The organism is Nocardia elegans NBRC 108235, from assembly GCF_001612845.1.
In the GTDB taxonomy this organism is placed as follows: Bacteria; Actinomycetota; Actinomycetes; order Mycobacteriales; family Mycobacteriaceae; genus Nocardia; species Nocardia nova.
Genome location: NZ_BDBF01000060.1, coordinates 1 through 18,551, shown reverse-complemented (window position 1 = coordinate 18,551; position 18,551 = coordinate 1). Strand labels below are relative to the sequence as shown.

11 protein-coding genes are annotated in these 18,551 nt (G+C 69.5%); 3 read left to right on the top strand and 8 right to left on the bottom strand.

Going from position 1 to position 18,551, the window contains the following annotated elements:
• Nucleotides 1–66: 66 nt before the first annotated feature.
• Nucleotides 67–660, top strand: a complete 594-nt coding sequence (locus tag NE2_RS30850) for an SACE_7040 family transcriptional regulator (protein WP_063031810.1) — start codon at nt 67–69, stop codon at nt 658–660.
• A 25-nt stretch (nt 661–685) separates the two neighbouring features.
• Here the strand turns inward: NE2_RS30850 and NE2_RS30845 are convergent, their stop codons facing one another.
• Entirely contained in the window at nt 686–1,129 is a 444-nt protein-coding gene (locus NE2_RS30845) for an SRPBCC family protein (protein WP_030517144.1), read from the bottom strand.
• A gap of 442 nt (nt 1,130–1,571) precedes the next feature.
• Between NE2_RS30845 and NE2_RS30840 the strand changes: the two genes are divergently transcribed.
• Nucleotides 1,572–2,825: a TetR/AcrR family transcriptional regulator gene (locus tag NE2_RS30840; protein ID WP_063031828.1), complete on the top strand. Its 1,254-nt coding sequence runs from the start codon at nt 1,572–1,574 to the stop codon at nt 2,823–2,825.
• A 4-nt stretch (nt 2,826–2,829) separates the two neighbouring features.
• Here NE2_RS30840 and NE2_RS30835 read toward each other — a convergent pair whose 3' ends face one another.
• The 3 genes from NE2_RS30835 to NE2_RS30825 are packed head-to-tail and all read right to left on the bottom strand — an operon-like array spanning nt 2,830 to nt 4,736.
• Complete coding sequence (locus tag NE2_RS30835) at nt 2,830–3,489, bottom strand: hypothetical protein (RefSeq protein ID WP_063031808.1); 660 nt, start codon at nt 3,487–3,489, stop codon at nt 2,830–2,832.
• A 47-nt stretch (nt 3,490–3,536) separates the two neighbouring features.
• Nucleotides 3,537–4,247 carry an NUDIX hydrolase gene (locus tag NE2_RS30830; RefSeq protein ID WP_036505725.1) on the bottom strand — a complete coding sequence of 237 codons (711 nt, stop codon included), beginning with the start codon at nt 4,245–4,247 and terminating at the stop codon, nt 3,537–3,539.
• A 51-nt stretch (nt 4,248–4,298) separates the two neighbouring features.
• A complete protein-coding gene (locus tag NE2_RS30825; RefSeq protein ID WP_030517140.1) occupies nt 4,299–4,736 on the bottom strand; it encodes a hypothetical protein in 438 nt (145 codons plus the stop codon).
• Between the two features lie 526 nt (nt 4,737–5,262).
• Here NE2_RS30825 and NE2_RS30820 point away from each other — a divergent pair.
• Nucleotides 5,263–8,562 carry an ATP-binding protein gene (locus NE2_RS30820; protein ID WP_084494447.1) on the top strand — a complete coding sequence of 1,100 codons (3,300 nt, stop codon included), beginning with the start codon at nt 5,263–5,265 and terminating at the stop codon, nt 8,560–8,562.
• Nucleotide 8,563: 1 nt separating this feature from the next.
• Here the strand turns inward: NE2_RS30820 and NE2_RS30815 are convergent, their stop codons facing one another.
• From NE2_RS30815 to NE2_RS30800, 4 genes are all read right to left on the bottom strand, one after another.
• A complete protein-coding gene (locus NE2_RS30815) occupies nt 8,564–8,968 on the bottom strand; it encodes an ArsR/SmtB family transcription factor (RefSeq protein ID WP_063031804.1) in 405 nt (134 codons plus the stop codon).
• Nucleotides 8,965–9,624, bottom strand: coding sequence for an SRPBCC family protein (locus NE2_RS30810; protein WP_063031802.1), 660 nt, complete (start codon nt 9,622–9,624; stop codon nt 8,965–8,967). The genes NE2_RS30815 and NE2_RS30810 overlap by 4 nt, the downstream gene beginning before the upstream one ends.
• Before the next feature lie 125 nt (nt 9,625–9,749).
• Nucleotides 9,750–9,968 carry an MbtH family protein gene (locus NE2_RS30805; RefSeq protein ID WP_063031800.1) on the bottom strand — a complete coding sequence of 73 codons (219 nt, stop codon included), beginning with the start codon at nt 9,966–9,968 and terminating at the stop codon, nt 9,750–9,752.
• 423 nt (nt 9,969–10,391) lie between these two features.
• On the bottom strand, nt 10,392–18,551 hold an 8,160-nt coding region (locus NE2_RS30800), incomplete at its 5' end, for a non-ribosomal peptide synthetase (protein ID WP_063031798.1).

The window sequence follows — 18,551 nt, the reverse complement described above, 5'->3', positions numbered from 1 at the left end:
CTGAAATGTCCAGGCGTGCCGGAAACCGGACCTGCCGACCGCCGCCGACCTGCGGAGAGGAGCCCGATGAGCAGCAGTGAGGCCCTCGCTCCCACGCGCCGGGAGCAGCTCAAGGCGCAGCGGCGGCAACAATTACTGGAGGCCGGGGCGCGGCTCATCGCCGACCGCGGCTTCCCCGGGGTGCGGCTCGACGACCTCGGCGCGGCGGCCGGTATCAGCGGGCCGGCGGTCTACCGGCACTTCCCCAACAAGGAAGCCGTCCTGGTCGAATTGCTGGTCGGAATCAGCACCCGGTTGTTCGAGGGCGGCAAGGCCGTCGCCGAACAGGCCGAATCCCCGCGCACGGCACTGGCCGGATTGATCGAGTTTCATCTCGACTTCGCCCTCGGCGAGCCCGAACTCATCCGTATTCAGGATCGGGACCTGGAAAGCCTGCCCGAATCCGCGCGGCGGCAGGTGCGCCGCCTGCAGCGGCAGTACGTGGAGATCTGGGTCGGGGTGCTGCGCGGCCTGCACCCGGAACTGGACGAGACCGCCGCGCGGGTCAAGGCGCACGCCACCTTCGGCCTGATCAACTCCACGCCGCACAGCGCCTCCCCCACGCTGGCCGGACGGGCCCGGCCCATTCTGCGCGAGATGGCCTGGGCCGCGCTGAGCTGAGAGCCGCGGCCCGAGCCGGCGCGGCCTAGTCGCGACGGAGTTCGGCCTCGGCGGTCGAGAGGACCGCGCTGACGCCCAGATAGACGGCGGGGATCAGCGCGAGGGTCCAGGCGGCGGCGAAAAGTGGTGTGGCGACCTCGAATTGGGAGTGCCAGCGCACCCGGGTGCCGGACGGATGGTCGTCGAAGGTCACGGTTCCGTCCTGACGACGCAGCGGCGGAAGCGATTTCAATATGCGATAACGAAACAGTCGCGGCGGGTCGTAGTCGACGACCTCCTCGGTCAGCCGCAGCAGCGGCGTCACCAGCAGCCGCACCGCCCCGACCCCGTGTTCGGAGACATTGCCCGGACGGACCGGAGTGACCCGCCGGATCGCCGGAACGCGCTGGTAGTTGGTGGCGTCGGTGATCCAGTCGAAGACGTCGGCGCGGGGTGCCCGGATGATCCGTTCCAGGTCCAGCGTGCGCATCGAGAGTCCCTTCGCTACCGCGGTGTCGGATGAATTCCCGACCGGCGGGGATGCCGGATCGGTGCCGAGTGCCAGCGCAGCGTACGGCGCGGCGGGCACCCGCTGCCAGTGACGAGAGTCGAAACGATGCTATTTCGATACGAGCAAGCGATCTGGTCGTTCGCCCAAGCTGGGTGGTATCCGAGAAAAGATGAATCCGGTCGGTATTTGCTTGCGACAGAATGCTTTTCATTCGCACCGGGACACCCCGGTGGCCCGGGTGCCGGCGGCGATAGGACACAATTGTCGAGACCCGGCCCGGGCTCGGCCTTCGCCACCGCGGCGATCCCCCGCAGGTCTCCCGGAACCGGCGGTAACACCGGGCAGCCGGAAATCATCCGGTGACTACCATGGCATTCATGAGTGCCGAGGAGTGCCGCCGCACCACAGACAGGCCGGAACCGTGAGCGTAGAGCGCGGCACCGCGAGCCCCGCAGAACAGCCGGCAACAAAGCCACAGGAGCGGGTGATTCGCCGTCGCCCGAAGAATCGGCGTGCCCAGATCGCCGCGACCTCGGCGGCGGCGTTCGGCTCGCTGGGCTATCACGGGGTCAGCATGGAGGACATCGCCTCCCGCCTCGGCATTTCCTCGGCGGCCCTGTACCGGCACTATCCCAGCAAGTACGCGCTGTTCCGGGAGGAACTGCTGCGTCTCGGCGCGCTGACGGTGGAATCGACCACGGTGGATCCGGAGGCCGCGGACCTTCCGGCGCGGCAGCGGCTGGCCGGCGTGCTCGACGCCATGATCGCCGCGACCATCGCCAATCGCCCGACCGTGACGCTGGCGCGGTGGGAGGGCCGCTATCTCGACGACACCGATCGCGCGACGCTGGACGAGCAGTTCACCACCTCGATCCGCGCCCTCGCCGACCTGCTCGGTGAATTGCGCCCGGAACTGCCCCGGCGCGACCGGCTGGTGCGCGCGGTGGCGCTGCTCAGCATCGTCAGCAGCATCGGCGACCACCACGCCACGCTTCCGGTGAAATCGCTTACCGCCGTGCTCAATTCGGCCGCATGGGCGATCATCGGCGCGGAGCTACCGGACGCCGCGCCGGCGGTGGCCACACCGCGGTCGGTGGAGATACCGCAGTCGTTCAAACACGAACTGCTGCTGAAGAAATCGGTGGAGCTGTTTCATCAGCGCGGCTATCCCAATGTGAGCGTGGAGGATATCGCCACGGCCGCGGATCTGTCCGCGGCCTCGGCCGTCTACCGGTATTACCGCAGCAAGAGCGATCTGCTCGCGGCCGCGTTCCGGCGGGCGGCGGATCGGGTGTCGGGCGCGATCGGCCCGGCCACGGCCTCGTCGAAATCTCCCGCCGAGGCACTGTCGAAGCTGATCGACCTGTATGTCACCGGGTCGTTCGAAGAACGCGAATTGACCTTCGTCTATTACGCCGAGTTCAGCCACGTTCCGCCCGAGGAACGCACGGTGCTGCGCAATATTCAGCGGCTGATCGTGGCCGAATGGGTGAAACTGCTGGTCGCGGTGCGGCCGGAACTGTCCGAGGCGCAGGCGCGCATTCTGGTGCAGGCCGGATTCGGGCTCGTGGTGGATCTGGGCCGGGTCTTCGGCGACGACGAGAACCTCTGCCCGCCCGAGCGCGTCATGGCCCTGATGGAGGTCGTGCTGTTCGGGTCGCCGCGCCGCGAGTGACCCGTCAGCCGGTCACGCGCGGCCACGGGTAGAGCGCGAGGTGGATGAGCAGGATCGCCAGCAGTCCGAGCAGCAGCGCGGCGACGAACCCCGCGCGATGCTCGAGATAGCCGATCGTGCGAAACAAGGTGGGAAACGGCACTTCCCGCGCGAAGAACATCGACAGCACGCTCGGCAGGATCACCCACATCACCGCGATGGTTCCGTAGAGCACATAGGCGCCGGTGAAGGTCCCCGGATCGACCGCGCGGGCTCCCCCGGCGAAGGCGACCGCGGCGGCCAGCGCCGCGCAGGCCAGCACCAGATAGCCACCCATCCCCTCGGTGCGCACGGCATCGGGGTCGGGGGTGAGCCGGCCGTTGGCCGTGGTCTGCCGGCCCGCGACCGTGGCCGGTTGCTCCGGCGGCATCGCCAGCTGCGGTAGCGAGTAGTAGGCCAGCACCACGATCACGAAGACGACCACGAGCCGCACCCACGAATGCCCGTCCTCGAGGTGGCCGATCGTCGCCGAAATCGTCGGCCAGTCGGCCAGATCGAAAACCGCGGCCAACTCCGGGACCGCGATGACGATGCCCGCGAGCCCCCACATCAAATATCCCCAGAACTCCGCCGAGCGCCCGGCGACCGTCGGCGCGCTCGGGGTTGCGGTTGTGACCTCCGTCATACTCCTGGTGTACCACCGCGCGGGCACGCGGGGGCAACGACGGGGAATCAGCTGGGCCGCAACATCGGCGGGTGCAGAACCTGCGCGGGCCCGGCGCGATAGAGCTTGGCCGGACGACCGCCGTCGCGGGTGGTGGTGGCGCCGGTGGCCAGGACGAAACCCGGTGTGGTGGTGACCTTGCGATGGAAATTGCGCGGATCGATATCGGTGCCCCACATCACCTCGTAGACCCGGCGCAGTTCGGCCACCGTGAATTCGCGGGCGCAGAAGGCGGTGGCCAGCGGTGTGTATTCCAGTTTGGCGCGGGCCCGCTCGACACCGTCGGTGAGAATGCGGCGATGGTCGAAGGCGATGCGGCCGCGCTCGGCGAGCAGTTGCTCCACCGACCAGATGCCGGCCGCCGTGGCCTGCGAACCCGCTTGCGGCGCGGGCAGATTCGGCGCCAGCGCCAGATAGGCGGTACTGATGACCCGGCCGCGCGGATCACGGCCGGGTTCACCGTAGGTCGCCAGCTGCTCCAGATGCATGCGGTCGCCGCGAATTCCGGTCTCCTCGCGCAACTCCCGCACCGCGGCCGCGGAGAGGCTTTCCTCGGGGCGGACGAACCCTCCCGGCAGCGCCCATCTTCCGCGATAGGGTGCGTAGAGGCGCTGGACCAGCAGCGCGCACAGCGTGTCGTTGGCAGTGTGGCGGGCGCCCAGGGTCAGAACCACCAAATCGACCGCGACCGCTGCATTGAGGCGAAAACCACTGCCCATGACGGGCATTGTAATCGTCAGTCTGACGATAAAAACGCGGCGGTGAATTCCTCAGCTCGCGGCGACGAAAGTGAACGGGCCGAATTCCCCGACATGTCCGAGGATCCAGTCCCAATGTGAAACCGGGTCGACGACCACACCGGCCTGCAGCAGTAACCGCCAGCCGAGCTCGTCGTGCTCCCAGACGTCACCGTCGGCGTCGACATAGAGCCCACGGGTGACCGGTTCCGGTTCCGTGACGGAATTCTCGCCCGCGTGCGCGAAGGCGCCGAGCGTCCCCTCGTCCGGGCGGTCCGCATGAATTCCGCCGCCGACCAGGGCGTGATCGGCCAGTTGCGCGACGGCGCGGGCCATGGCCACGAATTGGCCCGCCGGCACCGCGATCACCTCGTCGGTCCGCATGAACAGTTCTCCCGCCTGATCGTCGTCGTGAAAGAGGGCCACGATGTCCGGCACGGTGGGCCGGGGACGGATCCTGTTCTGACTCATGATTTCTCCTGCCCTGCGCCACCGAATTCCGTTACCGCGTTCTGTGACGTTCGAACCATTCGAAACCTCCCCATCCATCAGGTTTGTGAACGTCAGCCTCGTCCATCCCACTTCTGGTTCACTTCCGGTCGAATCGGGCGGCAAGCAATTGACCGATATCGAGAGCAATTCCGAAGTTGCGATGAAATATACGAGCCGAGGATGGTCATCCGACCGCGAAACAGCGTTTCGCCGAAAAAGTCACAATTGCATTACAAGCCGCTCACCTCGCCACTCAGGATCGAACCACGTGTGGCGCAACCTGGAACAGGCAGAACGTGATGCACAACACACGGGCACCGGAAGTACTACACGGAATGGATATAACGATTTGGCAACCATGAAGCTAACGACAGACAGCGCAGAAAATTTATAGTAAAGATTCTAATTTAAATCAGATGTCCAGCGTAATGGCCGTCCGTCGGCTGCTGAACGGGACGGGCCATGGGGAAGGTGTCCGGGATGTCACGGTTGCAGGGGGCATGGCATGGCTGATCGGCGCATCCATGTCCTCGGGCCCATGCACATCGCACTCGACGGAACACCGATCCGCCTCGCGGGCCGGCTCACCCGAGCCCTGCTGGCGCGCTTGGTGATCGCGCAGGGCCGCGCCGTGTCGACCGATCGGCTGGTCGACGAGTTGTGGGACGGGGAACCCCCACCCAAGGCGACGTCGGTGCTGCAGGTGCACATCCACAACCTGCGGCGGGTGTTCGAACCCGAACGTCCCGCCCGCGCGCCGGCGACGGTGGTGGTGTCGGAGGGGCTCGGCTACGCGCTGCGGTTGCGCGACAACGAAGTCGACGCCTGGCAGTTCGAATCGCTCCTGCACGAATATCTGCAGGTGAGCAGCGGCGCCCGTGCCCCCGAGGCGGCCACCCGCACCCGCATGCTGGATATCGCGCTGGCCTGCTGGAACGGACGCGCGCTGGAGAGTTTCGCCGACTGCGGCTGGGCGGCGGCCGAGGCGGCGCGGCTGACCGATCTGTATCTGACCGCCGGTGAATTACGCGCACAGGCCGCGCTGGAACTCGGCCGCACCACCGAGGTGATCAGCGGCTTGCGGCGCACCGTCGAGGACCGGCCCGACCGCGAGGAGAGCGTGCGACTGCTCGCCCTCGCGCAATACCGGCTGGGACAGCAGACCGAAGCGCTGGCGACGCTGCGGCGCACGGCGGAATTCCTCACCCGGGAAATGGGACTGGATCCGGGGCGTCGCATCCAGGAATTGGAGACCGCGATCCTCAACCAGGCGGTGCCGGTGCTCGAGTCCACCCTGCCGACCGCGCCCATCGCGGTGCGCGCCGACCTCGTGCGCGACATCGAGCGATCGCCCGAGCCGAACGAGCGGGCCGACAGCGCGACCGCACTCGGATACCCGGTGCAGCGCAAGGTCGTTCTGGAGGCGGCGTGCGAGGCGATCGAACACGGCGCCCGGGTGGTGTGGATCTGCGGCGGCGCGGGATTCGGCAAATCGGCGCTGGCCGAGGCGGTCGCCACCGAGCTACGCCGCCGCGACTGGGTGGTCGCGCCCGGCCGCTGCCCGGAGGTGGACGGGGCGCCGCAAGCGTGGGTCTGGGCCGAGGTCGCCGCGAGGTTCGGCGCCGATCTGACCTCGCGGCCGGTTCTCGGTGGGGCGTTCGAGATCTCCCGGGTGATCGCCGACCGCTGCCGCAAGGCCGTCGCCGACGGCCCGGTCGCCCTGGTGCTCGAGGACCTGCACCGCGCCGACGAGGCCACCCTGCAGATCCTGCGCCAGGCCGTGGCCTGGCTGCACGACCAGCCGCTGCTGATCATCGCCACACTGCGTGAGGTGGAGGCGCCGCCGTCGGTGCGGGCCGCCGTGGCCGCTCTCGCCGATCCGACCGCCGCGCATATCGAGCTCACCGGTGTCGATCTGGACGGGACGTGTGCCATCGCACGGGCCGCCGGACTCTCCGGTCTGGATACCGATCTGCTCGCGCTGTTGCACGAGCGCACCGGCGGTAATCCGCTGTTCCTGCGTGAGCTCACCGCCGCGATGGCCGTCGGTGGCGATGTCCACGATCTGCCGCCGAGTGTGCGGGGGGTGATCGAACTGCAACTGGCGCGGATGCCGGATGCGGTCCGCGAGGTGCTCGAGTACGCCGCCGTCTGCGGGGAGCGGGTGGAACCGGCGACGCTGGTGGCGCTGACCGAACGGACCGAGGACGAGATCATCGGACTCGTCGGCACCGCCGAATTGGCGCGGCTGGTGATCATCGATCCCGCAGGGCGAATCATGTTCGCGCACGCGCTGATCCGCGACACGGTCTACGCCGGGATTCCGCAGCTGCGACGGACGCGGATGCATCAGGGGGTGCTGACCCTGCTGGGCGGCTGCCGGCCCGACGACGTCCGTGCGGTCGAGGTGCTGGCCCATCACGCGGTGCGGGCGGCCACCGCGAGCACCGCCGACTCCGCGGTCGACTACATCACGGCGGCGGCGAGGCACTGTGTCGAGCGCGGTATGCGCGCGGACGCGGCGCCGCTGTGGCGCACGGTGATCGAACTGCGGCGGCTGGCCGGGCACGAGGATCCCGATGCCTCGCCCGCGGATCGGGTCGCCTGCGTGGACGCCTACTGCGAACTGGTCACCGCCTCCGCGTACGCAGGGCGCATCGCCGCGGCCCGCGACGCCCGGGACCAGGCGCTGCGGCTGGCCACCGAATTGGGCGACGGGGATTTGGTGGTGCGCGCGCTGACCAGTTGGCGCGCCCCGGTGGTGTGGGCGATGCGGGACTGGAGATGGTCGAATCCGCGGCTGCGGCGAGCACTCGCCGTGGCCTCCGCCCGCGACCAGCCGGTGGCCACCCAGGTTCGCCTGCTCACCACCGCCGTCTTCGAATCGAGCCCGGCCGCGCACCGGCTCGCCCACACCCGTGCCCACGCGGCACTCAAACTGGCCCGCAGCACCGGCGACCCCGAATTGCAGTGCCTGGCGCTGAACGCGCTGACCCACCTGGTGCTCGACGGCCATTCGGGCGACGACCTGGGACATCGGGCCGCCGAGCTGGAGCGTCTCGCCACGTCGGCCGATCTGCCCCAATATCGCGCTCTCGCGCACTATCTGCGCCTCCGCACCGCCTGCCAGAACGTCGACCTGGCCGAGGCGGAACGCCAGGCGGCGCTCGCCCTGGAGTTCGCGGGCACGGCACAGGTGCGGCCGTTGGCGACCATTCTCGGATACTTCCGCGCGGCCACCGAGATCCTGCGCGGCGATATCGGCCGGGCGGCGCACTATTTCGACGAATGTAGCTCGGCGGGAAAGGATTCCGGCTTCCCCGAGGGTGATGAGGCGGCCCTGATCGCGCTGCTGCCCCTCGGCTGGGCGCGCCGCGATCTGTCGCCCGCCGTGGACTGCCTCGCCGAAATCGAGGCCGCCCTCCCCGGCATGCTCACCCAGATCTACATCGTCGCGCTCCTCGACGCCGGCGAGCGTGCCGAAGCCGCCGCCCTCTTCCACCACGGCCCCGAGGTCGACGAGCATTTCTATCCGGTCATGATGCGGGCCCACCGCGCCCGTGCGGCGATCGCCCTCGGCTCTACCGCCGACTGCGCCGAACTCTATCGCCGGCTCCTGCCCGCCGCCGGGACCGTCGCCGGCCTCGAAACCGGTTTCACCCCACTGGATCCGGTGGACGAGCTCCTGGCCGAACTGGCGACCGCGTGCGGCGACGGGGTCACCGCGGCCAAACACCGGGCCGCCGCCACGCGGCTGCGCGAACGGATTCGCGGGCAGCTGGCCAAGAACAGCGGACTGTTGTGAATCATCCTGCGGCGTAACCGCTTTCGTGCGCCTCCCGCGGAGCGACGGCGTCTCCCGCGCGCCGCTCGCGTTTGCCGCGGGCGATCTCGGTGGCGAGGGCGTCGAGGGGATTCGCCAGCCGATGCAGCGGGTCGAGCAAGGTGGTCAGCCAGGTTCTGGCGATCTCCACGCCGTCCGCGTCGAGGCGGTAGTACCGGCGGGTGCCCTCGGCGCGGACGGTGACCAATCCGGTGTCGCGCAATATCTTCAGGTGCTGCGACACCGCGGGCTGGGAGATCGTCGTGGTGGTGCGGACCGCCTCGACCAGCGCGCCGGCGGAGTGCTCGCCGGCGGCCAGCAGTTCGAGAATGTGACGGCGCACGGGGTCGCCCAGCGCATCGAAGATGCGGGCGGGTGGGACGGTCATCGAGCTTCCGGGGTGTCCTCTGGTTCGGTGGTGTAGAAGGCGAAGGTCTGTTCGGCGGCGGTCCGGGCCGCGGTGGGGTCGTCGCCGTCGGCGATCGCGGCCTCACCCCACGCCGTGGCGGCGGTGCGGATGAATGTACGGCCTTCCGCGGTGGTGTGCAGCGTGAGCGCCACGGTCGGATCCACCGGCTCACCGCTGTCCACATGCATCCCCAGGCCCAGCAGAGCGAGGTCCCAGCCCACCCCGACCGCACCGGGCCCGAACTGCGTCCACATGGCCGGATCGATCGGCGCCTCGTGCTCGAGCTTCAGTTCGGTACCGTCGCCGGCAGGGCCGAGGGTGACCTCCAGCCAGGAGATCTGCGGGCCCATCTCCCAGGTGACGGCGAAATGCTTCGGCGCGTCACAGCGTTCGACCACGCCGTTGGCGTTGCCCTCGAGCTGATAGCGGCCGCCGACCTCCAGCGATCCGCTGATCGGCAGGAACCAGCGCGGAATGCGTTCGGCGTTGGTCAGCGCGTCCCACAGATCGGCCTGATCGGTGGGATAGCTGCGGCGTGCGACGGCGATCCTGGTGGTCGCGCCGTCGCGAGAGCCGGTGCGGACCTCGCGGGTGACGAGACCGGCGAGGGCGGCGGGATCGGAGAGCAAGGGCATGACATACCTCCTTTTATAAGTTGGAACTTATATTAGCAGGCGGTCCGAGCCGATGCGAGGCAGACGTGAACGCCGCGACGTGCCGGTGCAGGGGGGTTCGGATGGCACGCCGCGGCGCGACGCATTCAGTTGGCTTGTAGGCGCATGGCCTCGATCAGCGACTTCGGGCGCATATCGGTCCAATGCGATTCGACATAGTCGAGGCAGAGCTGACGCAGACAAGGGCCGTGAGCGATCGTCCATCCGCTCGGGACGGCCGCGAACACCGGCCACAACGAGTGCTCGCCTTCATCGTTGATCAGGACGTAGAACTCGGCGTCGTCATCGTCGAATGGGTTGCTCATTCGAATACCTTTCGTGCGGAACTGTTTCCGGATGCGGCGATGACGCCGCCGCACCGGGGGTGGTGCGGGCCCGCGGTGCGCGAGCCCGCACCGCGATCAAGCGCCCGGCTTTACCGACACCGCCGATCCGGTGGAGAGCAGGTTCGCGAGGGCGGTGAAGATGCTGCCGAGGCCGGAGCTTCCGGTATCCATCAGTCGAAAATCCTTTCCGGGGCGGTTTACTTCGGGGTGTAGGCGAGGCTGGAACCGGAGCTGAGGAAGCTCAGGATCTGGGTGAGGATCGCGGTGTAGTCAGTACCTGTCATACTTTCTTTCTTCTTTCTTCTTTCTTTCACGGTCGCGAACCGCGAACGCCGGACCGGCGCCCGAGGGCCGCACGGAACCTGGTCGATTCCGGGCTGATGAGGCGAAAAGCGATGCGGATCAGTCTGTTTCGCCGTTGTTCAGGTGTTCGCTCAGCACCGCGCCGATGCGTCGCAACGGTTCCGCGGACGTCATACGCCAGTGGGTGGTGGGCAGGCGGTGGCGCCGCACCGTGCCGCTCACCGCCGATATCCACCGCTCGGCGGCCGGCTCGCTCGAGGCGTCGTGGACGGCGACGAAGTACGTCAGATCACCTCGGTAGATCCGCGGTCGATAGGCGGCGGCCAGATCGACCGATTCCAGCGCCGCCTCGAGGACGGCGGTGATCCGATCCCGGCCCAGCGACGCGAACGGTTCGGGCAGCATGTCGAGGAGCGCGGCACGATCCTCCGGCAGGGCGTCGCCGAAGTCCTCGATCCGCTCCCCCAGCAACCCGCCCAGTAGTTCCGGCAGCGCGACCGGCTCGGACTCGTCGGCATCGGGCTCGCCGAGCCGGCTGTCCATCACGGCCAGCAGTTCGACCCGCTCACCCTCGTCCTGCAACTGCACCGCGACGGCATGGGCGAGCACGCCGCCGAGCGACCAGCCCAGCAGGTGATACGGACCGTCCGGCTGCACCGAGCGGATCGCATCGACATAGCGCCGCGCCCACTGCTCGACGGTGCCGGGCAGGTCCTCCCCGCTCAGCGCCGGCGATTGCAGACCGTAGAGCGGCCGCTCCACCGAGGCGGCCAGGCCGGCGAACGACCAGGCGACACCACCGACGGGATGCACACAGAACAGCGGCTCGCCGATACCGCTGCGCCGCAACGGAAGCAGCACGTCGAAGGCGACTGCGGTATCGATATCGCCTGCGGCCCGGTCCAGTTCGGCCAGCACGGCCGCAGGCGTCGGCGCGGTGAACAGCGTCAGCACCGGAACCTGTTGCCCGAGTGCGGCAGTCAGCCGCGCGGCGAGCGTGGTCGCCGAGAGCGACGTGCCGCCGAGTTCGAAGAAGTTGTCCTCCAAGCCGAATCGCTGCACACCCAGCACCTGCGCGAAGGTCTCACAGACCAGCGTCTCGGCCGCGGTCCGCGGAGCGCGGAATTCGCGCACTGCGCGCGGCGGCGCCGGGAGGGCACGGCGTTCGAGTTTGCCGGACGCGTTCACCGGAAGTTCGTCGAGCACGAGCACGACCGCCGGAACCATGTACGCGGGCAGATGCCGCGCGAGTCCGGCACGCAACCGATCGGTGTCGACGGTGTGCCCGGCCTCGGCGACCACATAGGCCACCAACTGCTGGTCCATGCCGTCGTCGCCGCGGACCAGTGCGACGGCCTGGGCGACCTCGGGCTGCGCGACCAGCGCCGCCTCGATCTCCCCGGGCTCGATCCGCAGCCCGCGCAGCTTCACCTGGAAGTCCGAGCGGCCGCGGTACTCCAGCTCGCCGTCGGCATTCCACATCACCAGATCGCCGGTGCGGTACATGCGTTGCCCGCCCGCTGCGCCCATGCCCCCCGACCCGCCCGCTGCGCCCATGCCCCCTGACCCGCCCGCTGCGCCCATGCCCCCTGACCCGCCCACGAAGGGGTCGGCCACGAACCGGTCCGCGGTCAGATCGGGACGTGCGAGATATCCGCGCGCCAGCTGGGTCCCGGCCAGGTACAGCTCGCCGGTGACACCCGCCGGCACCGGACGCAATCGCGAATCCAGCACGTAGACACGGGTATTGAAGACCGGGCGGCCGATCGGCACCGTGGCGGTATCGGCATCGGTGACCTCGTGGAAGGTCACGTCCACCGCGGCCTCGGTGGGCCCGTAGAGGTTGTGCAACCGGGCGCCGGTCAGGGTCCGCAACCGCTGCGCGACCGCCGGCGGCAGCGCCTCGCCGGAGGCGAAGACCCGCCGCAGCGAGGTACCCGCACCGGCCCCCGATCCCGCGACGAACGCCGCGAGCATCGACGGCACGAAGTGCGCCGTGGTCACCGATTCGGCCGCCACCAGGCGGGCCAGATATTCCGGATCGCGATGCCCCTGGGGTGCGGCCAGCACCAGCCGGGCACCGATCTGCAACGGCCAGAACAACTCCCACACCGACACGTCGAAGGTGACGGGCGTCTTCTGCAACACCACGTCGTCGGTCTGGAGCCGGTATTCCGACTGCATCCACACCAACCGGTTCACGATCGCCCGGTGGCTCACCGCCACTCCCTTCGGGCGCCCGGTCGACCCGGAGGTGAAGATCACGTAGGCGATGCCGTCCGGCCGCAACGGACACACCCGGTCCGCATCGGTCACCGCGGCGTCGCTGTAGTCCGCGAGGTCCAGCCGATCCAGGGCGATCGCGCCGTCGATAGTCGAATCATGCAATCCCAGCACACATTTCGGTGCCGCGGTGTCGAGGATGTGACGAATCCGCTCGTCCGGCTGATCCGGGTCGATCGGCACATAGGCGGCGCCGGCCTTGATCACCGCGTAGACGGCGACCAGCAGTTCGACCGAGCGCGGCAGTGCCACCGCCACCCGCTGCTCCGGGCCGATCCCCCGGCCGATCAGATACCGGGCCAGCCGGTTGCTCCGCGCATCGAATTCCGCATAGGTCAGAACCCGTTGTGCTACAGCGGTTCCCGCGCGATCCTCGGCGAGCGCCACCGCCTCGGGATGCACGGCCACCGCGGCCGCGAACCGGGCGGTCAGCGTGTGCGGATGGTCGCTGCCGAAGACCGGCGGCAGATCCCGGGCTGTGTCGTTGTAGTCGACCAGCATGCGGGTGCGTTCGGCGTCGTCCAGCAGGTCGATATCGCCGATCGCGACTTCGGCGTCGGCGGCGACCCGGTCGATCACCCGCAGGAACCGCTGCACGAACCGCTGCACCGTGGCCGCGTCGAACAGGTCGGTGGCGTAGGTGACGGCGGCCGAGATGCCCGCCGGGGCGCCCTGCTCATCGTAGGTGTCCGTCAGATACCAGTGCAGATCGAATTGCGATGTGCGCGTGTCGACATCGACTTCGCTCACCGTCACGCCGGGCAACCGCACCTCGGCCCGATTCAGGTTCTGGAACGACAGGCCCACCTGGAACAGCGGATGCCGCGCCGTCGACCGAACCGGGTCGAGCAGTTCCACCAGCCGTTCGAACGGCACATCGCTGTTGGCGAACGCCGCCAGATCCGTCTCGCGAACCTGGTCGAGCAGCTCGGCGAAGGATGCCTGCGGCGCGACCCGGGCGCGCAGCACCAGCGTGTTGACGAACATGCCGACCAGGTCGTCGAGTTCCGCCTCGCCTCGGCCGGCGATCGGCGCGCCGACCGCGACGTCGTCGGTGGCGGCGAGCCGGGCCAGCAGGACCGACAGCGCGGCACGGACCACCATGAACAGCGAGGCCTGGCGAGTGCGGGCCAGCCGGTGCAGGGCCCCGTGCCGCTCGGCGCCGATCTCGAACGTCAGCGCCCGGCCGCGCAGCGACTGCACCTTCGGGCGCGGCCGATCCGCCGGCAGCGCCAGCTGTTCGGGCAGGTCCGCGAGGGCAGTGCGCCAGTGCGCGAGCTGACCCGCGACCAGGGATCGCGGATCGTCCTCCGCGCCGAGCAGCTCGCGCTGCCACAGTGCGTAGTCGGCGTACTGCACCGGCAGCGGGGACCACTGCGGCGCCGCACCGGCCGTGCGCGCGGCGTAGGCGGTCAGCAGATCCCGGACCAGCGGCGCGGCCGAGGCGCCGTCGGCGCAGATGTGGTGCATCGACAGCACCACGATGTGCTCGGACGTATCCGTCACCCGCAGCAGCGCGGCTCGCACCGGAATGTCGGCGGTGACATCGAAGGGGCGCGAAAGCATGTGCGCGACTTCGGCTTCCACCTCGGCGGCGGTCACCGAACCGACCGTGAACTCGGCGTCGGCGCCGGACAGGATCTGCTGGAACGGTCCGTCGTCGCCCTGCGGATAGACGGTCCGCAACACCTCGTGCCGTTCGACCACATCGGCGAAGGCGGCCCCGAGTGCGGCGGCGTCCACCGCACCGGTCAGGCGCACCGCGAACGGCACGTTGTAGGCCGCGGAGGCCGGGTCCATGCGGTTGAGCAACCACATCCGCTGTTGTGCCGGTGACAACGGGATCCGTTGCGGCCGAGGCCGTGCGGTGAGCTCGACCCTCGTCGTACCGGCATGGGCGGCGAGCCGTTCGGCCAGGGCACGCACCGTCGGCGCCTCGAACACCGTACGCACGGGGATCCGGGTCGCGGTCCGGGCGCCCAGGCGAGCGACCACCTGGGTGGCGATGAGCGAGTTGCCGCCGAGTTCGAAGAAGTCGTCATCGGCGCCGACCCGTGGCACCCCGAGCGCCTCGGCCAGGACCGCGGCGACCAGTCGCTGGTGCGGTGTGGCCGGTTCGCGGTAGGGCCGCGCCCGGAACTGCGGCTCCGGCAGCGCCTTCCGATCCAATTTGCCCACCGGGGTGAGCGGCACGCGGTCGAGGACGACGACCGCGGCCGGCACCATATGCGACGGCAGACTGCGCGCGGCATAGGCGGTCAGCTGCTGCGGATCGACCGAACGTCCCTGCACCGCATGCACATACGACACCAGCGCGGTGGCGCCGGCCGGAGTCTCGCGGCCCAGGGTGACCGCGAAATCGATATCGTCGTGGCCGGTGAGCACCGCGTCGATCTCGCCGAGTTCGATGCGGAAGCCGCGCACCTTGACCTGGAAATCGGTGCGGCCCAGATATTCCAGCTCCCACTCGCCCTCGCCGCCGACGATCCAGCGGACCAGGTCGCCGGTGCGATACATCCGGGTGCCCGGCGTCCCCCACGGGCAGGCGACGAAACGTTCGGCGCTCAGCCCCGCCCGGGCGTGGTACCCGCGGGCCAGGGCCTCGCCCACCACGTACAGCTCACCCGCGACACCGGGCGGCACCGGCTGCATCCGCGCGTCGAGGACGAGTGTCGTCGTGCCCGGCACCGGGGTGCCGATGGTGATCGGCACGCCCGCGACCAGGACCGCGTAGGCCGAGGAGATGGTGGCCTCGGTCGGGCCGTAGCTGTTGACGAAGCGGCGGCCGGGCTGCCACTTGGCCAGCAGTTCCGGCGTGGTCGCGTCGCCGCCGGCGCCGACGACCTCGAGGTCCGGCAGTCCGGACGGATCGACGGTGGCCAGCATGGCCGGGGTGATCATGGTGTGGGTGACCCGCTCGGCGCGCAGCAGCTCGGCGAGTTCCTGTCCGCCCAGCACCGACGGCGGCGCGATGACCAGGGTGGCTCCGCTGCCGAAGGTCAGCAGCCACTCCTCCAGCGACTGATCGAAACTCGGCGAGCAGACGTGCAGGAAACGGTGCCGCGGCTCCACCCGGCACAGCCGGGTGGCATGGGCGGCGAGATTGGCGACCCGCCGGTGCGTGACCGTGACGCCCTTGGGCAGGCCGGTCGAACCCGAGGTGTAGATGGTGTAGGCGGCATTGTCCGGGCGCAGCGGACGGATCCGATCGGCATCGGTGATCGGATCCTGGGAACGGCCCGCACAGGCCGCGGCGGTGGTCTCGTCGTCCAGCGCCAGCCAGGTGGTGGCCGCGGGCAGGTCGGCAGCGAATTCCCTTGTGGTGATGCCGATTACAGCAGCGGAGTCGACCACCATATGCCGCACTCGATCCGGCGGGTAGCTCGGATCGACCGGCACGTACGCGCCGCCCGCCTTCGCGACCGCCCAGACCGCGGCGATCATCTCGTAGGAGCGCGGCAGCGCGATCGCCACCGCCCGCTCCGGCCCGACTCCCGCGCCGATGAGCATCCGGGCCAGCTGCGAGGACTGCCGATCCAGCTCTCCGTAGGTCACCGATCGCCCGTCGATGCGCACCGCGATCCGATCGGCGCCGTGCCGCAGGCCGCGCGTGAAGATCTCCGGCAGCAGGCCGTCCGCGAGCACCGGGCCGCCGTCCATCCGGGTGAACTGCTCGTATTCGGGCGCCGACAGCAGCGGCAGGCTGCCGACGGGCCGCTCCGGGGTGGCGGCCACGGCCGCGAGCAGTCCGGTGAAGCGACGGGCGAACGATTCGACCGTGGTGTGGTCGAACAGATCACGCGCGTACGACAGGTCGGCGAGCAGTCCCTCTCCGGTCTCCTGCACGGTCAGCGACAGATCGAATTGTTCGGCGTCGAAATCGAAATCGACGGCCTCGACCCGCAGTCCGGGCAGTTCGAAATCGCGCTGCGGCAGGTTCTGGAAGGTCAGCATCACCTGGAACAGCGGATGGCGGGCCGTGGAGCGCTCCGGATTCACCAGCTCGACCAGTCGCTCGAAGGGCAGATCGGCGTGTCCGAATGCCTGCACATCGGTATCGCGTGCGCTGCGGAGCAGTTCGGTGAAGGTCGCCTCGCCCGGTACCCGGGTGCGCAGCACCAGGGTGTTGACGAACATGCCGACCACATCGTCGAGTTCGGCCTCGCCGCGGCCCGCGATCGGGGTGCCGACCGCGACGTCGTCGGTGCCGGCCATGCGTGCCACGAACAGCGCCCACGCGGCATGGACCACCATGAACAACGTCGCATTGTGGGCGCGGCCCAGCTCGGCCAGATCCGCGCGCAGCTGCTCCGAGATGGGGAACACCACCCGTCCGCCGCGTGCGGACTGCACCGCCGGACGCGGGCGATCGGCGGGCAGATTCACCTCGTCCGGCAGGCCGGCCAGGGCCTCGCGCCAGTAGCGCGCCTGCGTCGAGATCAGGCTCCGCGCATCGTCTTCCGAGCCCAGCACCTGCCGCTGCCACAGCGCGTAATCCGCGTACTGCACCGGTAGCGGCGTCCAGTGCGGAGCCTGGCCGGCGCTGCGGGCGGCGTAGGCGAGCATGACATCGCGGGTCAGTGGCCGCATGGACCAGCCGTCGGCGGCGATATGATGCACCACGAACACCAGCACGTGCTCGTCTGCCGAAAGGCGCAGCAGCGCAATGCGAATCGGCACCTCGGTGCTCACGTCGAAGCCGGCCGAGGCCAGTTCGACGATGCACGCCGCGACCTCCTCGGCGCCGACCGGCCGCGGGGTGAGGTCTGCGCCCGCCTGCGCGGCGGGCAGGATGTGCTGCACGACACCGTGGGCCGTCTGCGGATAGACGGTGCGCAACACCTCGTGCCGGCCCAGGACGTCGAGCACCGCCTGCTGCAACGCGTCGACCCGCAGCTCACCGCGCAGCCGCACGGCGGCGGGGACGTTGTAGGCCGCGGATTCGGGTTCGAACTGGTTGAGGAACCACATCCGCTGCTGTGCCAGCGACAACGGCAGCGCCTCGGGCCGCGGTCCGGCGGTCAGCGCCGTGCGACCACCGGAGCCGATGTGGCCGTCAACGCGCACCGCGAGCGCGGCCACCGTCGAGGCCTCGAACAGCAGCCGCACCGGAATCCGGGCGTCCAGGGCCGCGCCGAGGCGGGCGGATACCTGGGTGGCCAGCAGCGAGTTGCCACCGAGGGCGAAGAAGTCGTCGTCGGCGCCGACCCGGGGCGCCCCCAGCACGTCGGCGTAGATATCGGCGATCGTCTGTTCCACCGGGCCGGCGGGAGCGCGGTAGGCCGTCGCCTCGAAGACGGGGCGGGGCAGCGCGGCCCGGTCCAGTTTGCCGTTCACCGTCAGCGGCAGCGCCTCGAGGACGACGAACGCCTCGGGCACCATGTAGGACGGAAGTGTCCGGGCCAGAGCCGTTTTCACCTCGGCGATATCGACATCACCGGCGGACGGGACGAGGTAGGCGACCAGTCGATCGGCGGTGCGCCGATCCGATACCGCCAGCACGGCGGCCTGCGCGAGCGCCGGCAGCGCGAGCAGCGCCGCCTCGATTTCCCCGAGTTCGATGCGGAAGCCTCGCACCTTCACCTGGAAATCGGTGCGGCCCCGATATTCGAGTTCGCCGGCCGCGTTCCAGGCCACCACGTCGCCGGTGCGATACATGCGGGCTCCGGATTCGAACGGGTCGGCCACGAACCGTTCCGCGGTCAGATCGGCGCGTCCGTCGTAGCCGCGCGCCAGCTGCGCACCGTCCAGATACAGCTCACCGGGCACGCCCACCGGCACCGGCAGCAGCCGCGAATCCAGCACGTACACCCTGCTGTTGGCCTCCGGACGACCGATCGGAACGGTCACCGTATCGGTGTCGTCGACCGTGTGGGCGGTGATCGAGACCGCGGCCTCGGTCGGGCCGTAGAGGTTGTACAGGCGGGCGGAACCGGCGCGGCGCACGCGCTGCGCGGTGGCCGCGGGCAGGGCCTC

Coding starts and splice junctions, on each gene's coding strand:
- NE2_RS30805 (WP_063031800.1), bottom strand. CDS start 9,968: ATGAGCAACCCATTCGACGATGACGACGCCGAGTTCTACGTCCTGATC.
- NE2_RS30820 (WP_084494447.1), top strand. CDS start 5,263: ATGGCTGATCGGCGCATCCATGTCCTCGGGCCCATGCACATCGCACTC.
- NE2_RS30815 (WP_063031804.1), bottom strand. CDS start 8,968: ATGACCGTCCCACCCGCCCGCATCTTCGATGCGCTGGGCGACCCCGTG.
- NE2_RS30825 (WP_030517140.1), bottom strand. CDS start 4,736: ATGAGTCAGAACAGGATCCGTCCCCGGCCCACCGTGCCGGACATCGTG.
- NE2_RS30835 (WP_063031808.1), bottom strand. CDS start 3,489: ATGACGGAGGTCACAACCGCAACCCCGAGCGCGCCGACGGTCGCCGGG.
- NE2_RS30810 (WP_063031802.1), bottom strand. CDS start 9,624: ATGCCCTTGCTCTCCGATCCCGCCGCCCTCGCCGGTCTCGTCACCCGC.
- NE2_RS30845 (WP_030517144.1), bottom strand. CDS start 1,129: ATGCGCACGCTGGACCTGGAACGGATCATCCGGGCACCCCGCGCCGAC.
- NE2_RS30850 (WP_063031810.1), top strand. CDS start 67: ATGAGCAGCAGTGAGGCCCTCGCTCCCACGCGCCGGGAGCAGCTCAAG.
- NE2_RS30830 (WP_036505725.1), bottom strand. CDS start 4,247: ATGGGCAGTGGTTTTCGCCTCAATGCAGCGGTCGCGGTCGATTTGGTG.